Here is a 3,133-nt window from a genome sequence, read left to right as displayed (position 1 = left end):
TGTCAGCCTGCGGAGCGTGGGTAAGACCGGGACCTGTCCCGGCTCAGCGCGATGAAACAGGAACCCACCGAGACGGTCAGACGACCGTGGCAGGAATCCCCGCCCTTCAGGGCGAGGAGCGGAAGTCAAGCCCATGGTGACTGAAAGAGCCTGAACAGCTCTCAGCGCTCGGCGCAGCCTGATGTGGTGGGCGCCCTTCCGGTACGGCGGGAACCATCCGGGTATCCCTCCAGGGGGAGGGGGCGGTCGCCTGCTCTGGGGTATCCGTAGACTTGGCTACCGCTTCCGGCTGCCCGGCGGGAAGTGGGGACCGCAGTTCGAAGGAAGGACCTTTCCACCGTGAGCCCCGCGGACCGATCCGACGCCCCCATCTATGCCAGGCTCGTGGAAGAGCGCGGGGATGTCCCGGCCGAAGCACGCCGGACGGCTGAGCAGACACAGCTGGAGCTTGAGCGGACGATGAACTTCAACGGCATGCGCTCGTACGGGTACAGCTGATTCCCGCACCGCTCGCACCAGTTGGTCCGCGCACGCTATATGGCGCCACTGACAACGCCCGGTTCGGTCCGGTGCTCCACGGATCGGCAGGGAAGCGTCCGTGAGTAGCAGTCGAGGACGGTTCACGTGAGGTTGGCGAGAGGGGCGCTCGGTTGCCAGGTGACGGGCATGACGACGTCGACGCCGTCACGGCGGGCCAGGGGCAGTAGCCGACTCATGGTGGCGTCGATGTCGTCGAGGAAGTAGGGCATGGGGCGGAGGGGGCGGTGGAGTCCCCTGAAGAAGTCGTCCCAGTGCACGAGGATGACGCGACGTGCCCCGGTCGCGACCACGACCTCGTCCCAGTAGGTGTGCAGGAACTCGTCGGACTGCTTGCCCAGGTTGCCGATGCCCAGGTAGATGACGTCGGCGCGCTGACCGTGCAGGGCGCCGGGCCGGCAGTTGGCACTGGCGTGCAGCAGCACGCGGCCGCTCGGGTGGGTGATCAGCACGCTGTAGGCGGTGCCGGTCTTCCACGCGCCGGCGCGGGCCGGTGGAACAAGAGGCTCATCGACGGTGCCCGGATAGCGGTCACCAGGGCTGTGCACGGAGTCCAGGAAGGTCAGCTCGAAATGGCCGTAGGAGACGGTGTCCCCGTCCAAGACCACTCGCAAAGACGACTCCGGCACGCCCAGGCCGCGCCCGATGTTCGCAGTGGAGTGCGAGCCGACCAGCTCCGCGCCTGTCTCAAGTGCCCACAGCGGCGCATCCAGGGAATGATCGTAATGGGAGTGAGCGCACACCACCGCGGCCAGATTCTTCACCTGCAGTCGGTCGATGGCGGTGCGCACGACGGAGCGGTCGGGCGCGATCTTGCCCACGCCGACGCGCAGCATCCCGGGCCGGGTGACAAATCCGTCACTGAGCACGGAGGTCTCCCCGTCCGACAGCAGCACGGAACTAGTGCCCAGAAAGTGGGCGGTCACCCCGTCATGGCGCGCGGTGACGGACTGCCTATACGGCAGATAGGGGCGCAGACTCGGGTGACCGATCGGCATCTTCATACGGGCATCCTGACCTGTCGCACGCGGCTGGGCGAGGCTGGCATGGTCACTGGCTGGATGGCAGCAGCCGCGGTCGGGCACCAAATTCCGTGAGCCACGCCAAGTTGGACAGGACGCGCTGAGAGCCACCCCTTTCGAGTGACCTCGAGCCTTCTTTTAGCCTTTTGGTGCATCTCTCGGGACGTTGTGGTGTTGGGGCTCAGCTTGTCGACGCGGTTTCGTGCCGACCTTGTGGTGGGCGGGACGGCTGAACGCCTCGCCGGTGGCAAGGACTCTGCCCACGTCAGCGGCCGTGCCGCGGTGGCTCCCTGATCAGGAGTCACCGGCCTGGGGCGGTGCGGCACGCCGGCTGGCCAGCACCCTCATCCGGTGCGGGTGGACGACTTCACCGGCGAAACGATCACCTAGTACTCCAGCGGTAGTTCGCTATCGCCGCTGGTCAGAGGCTGGTTTTGAGTGTAGCTGGGTGACGGTTCGTCATGTGGCGGTGGTTCGTGACCAGCGGTGCGGCGGGCGTAGTGGCAGCCTTTGGCGATGGCTTGGTGGCGTCGTCTGTAGCGGGACCAGATCAGCGTGCGTTCGGGATGCCGGTGGCGCGCTGAGCCGGGATGGAGAGCGTCCAGGAGTCTCCGGATTTCTGCCAGGGTGAGGGGTGCGAGGGCGGGGTCACCGTTTCTTCGGCCCCCCTTTCGATCTCGGCGGCGGCCATCGCGGCGAGGAAGGCGTGGGCGAGCATCGCCAGGGTGATGTGCCGGTACCAGCCGACGTAACGGCGGACTTCGTACTGGTCCAGGCCGCATTCGTTCTTCGCGGCCTGGAAACACTCCTCGATCGCCCACCGTGATCCCGCGATGCGGACCAGGTCCTGAACGGTGGCGCTGTTGGGTGCGTAGGCCAGGTAGTAGGCGATCTCGTCCGGCCTGGCCAGGCTGCGGCGCGCCAGCACCCACCGCCGGTGGGTCGGCGTGTCGCCGTCAAAGATGTCGATGACCGGCAGCTGTGCCGCGGCCCAGTCATAGACGCGCGGGCCTTTCGCGCCGTCGCCGCACGACAGGCGCTGCCACGCGTCGTCCGGCGCCTCGGCCATGAGAGCGTCGATGCGCCAGATCCCGGCCAGCGACTTGACCTGCTGCGATTCCGGAACAGCGAGCACATAGCCGACACCCGCTTCCTCGAGCATCCGCCGGAACCCCCACTCCTGCCCGTAGGCGGAATCGGCAGTGACCCACGCGATGGGCAAGGCGGAGGCCAGGGCCCGCAGCACCAGCCTTCGGGCCAGTTCGCCCTTGGTCGCGAAGGTCCGCACTTCGGGGATCCTCGCAGCCCGGCAGCGGTCCGGATCACTCGTCCAGGACTTGGGCAGATACAGTTCCCGGTCCACCAGCGCCCGGCCCCTGGCCGAGGCGTAGGCGGCGAACACGCCGATCTGGCAATTCTCGGTACGGCCGGCGGTGCCGGAGTACTGCCGCTGGACCCCGGCCGAGGTGATGCCCTTCTTGATGAAGCCGGTGTCGTCGATGATCAGGACGCCTTCTTCGTCGCCGAGCTTCTCGGCCACGTAATCCTGCACGTCGTCGCGGAGCTCTTCCGCG

The 3,133-nt window shown here is 67.3% G+C and carries 3 protein-coding genes; 1 reads left to right on the top strand and 2 read right to left on the bottom strand.

Annotated elements, in window-relative coordinates; all coding sequences use genetic code 11:
- The first annotated feature begins 339 nt into the window (after positions 1 to 339).
- Complete coding sequence (locus ABZS64_RS39155; protein WP_355839971.1) at positions 340 to 498, top strand: hypothetical protein; 159 nt, start codon at positions 340 to 342, stop codon at positions 496 to 498.
- A gap of 122 nt (positions 499 to 620) precedes the next feature.
- Here the strand turns inward: ABZS64_RS39155 and ABZS64_RS39150 are convergent, their stop codons facing one another.
- Positions 621 to 1,541, bottom strand: a complete 921-nt coding sequence (locus ABZS64_RS39150) for an MBL fold metallo-hydrolase (RefSeq protein WP_355839969.1) — start codon at positions 1,539 to 1,541, stop codon at positions 621 to 623.
- Between the two features lie 568 nt (positions 1,542 to 2,109).
- A partial coding sequence (locus ABZS64_RS39145) for an IS701 family transposase (protein ID WP_355839967.1) occupies positions 2,110 to 3,133 on the bottom strand: 1,024 nt, incomplete at its 5' end.

Source organism: Streptomyces sp. NPDC005408, assembly GCF_040606445.1.
In the GTDB taxonomy this organism is placed as follows: domain Bacteria; phylum Actinomycetota; class Actinomycetes; order Streptomycetales; family Streptomycetaceae; genus Streptomyces.
This window is presented reverse-complemented; position numbering and strand designations above follow the sequence as displayed.

What these genes read in the sequence shown, in the direction of transcription:
- ABZS64_RS39150 (WP_355839969.1), bottom strand. Translation starts at nt 1,541, where the DNA reads ATGAAGATGCCGATCGGTCACCCGAGTCTGCGCCCCTATCTGCCGTAT.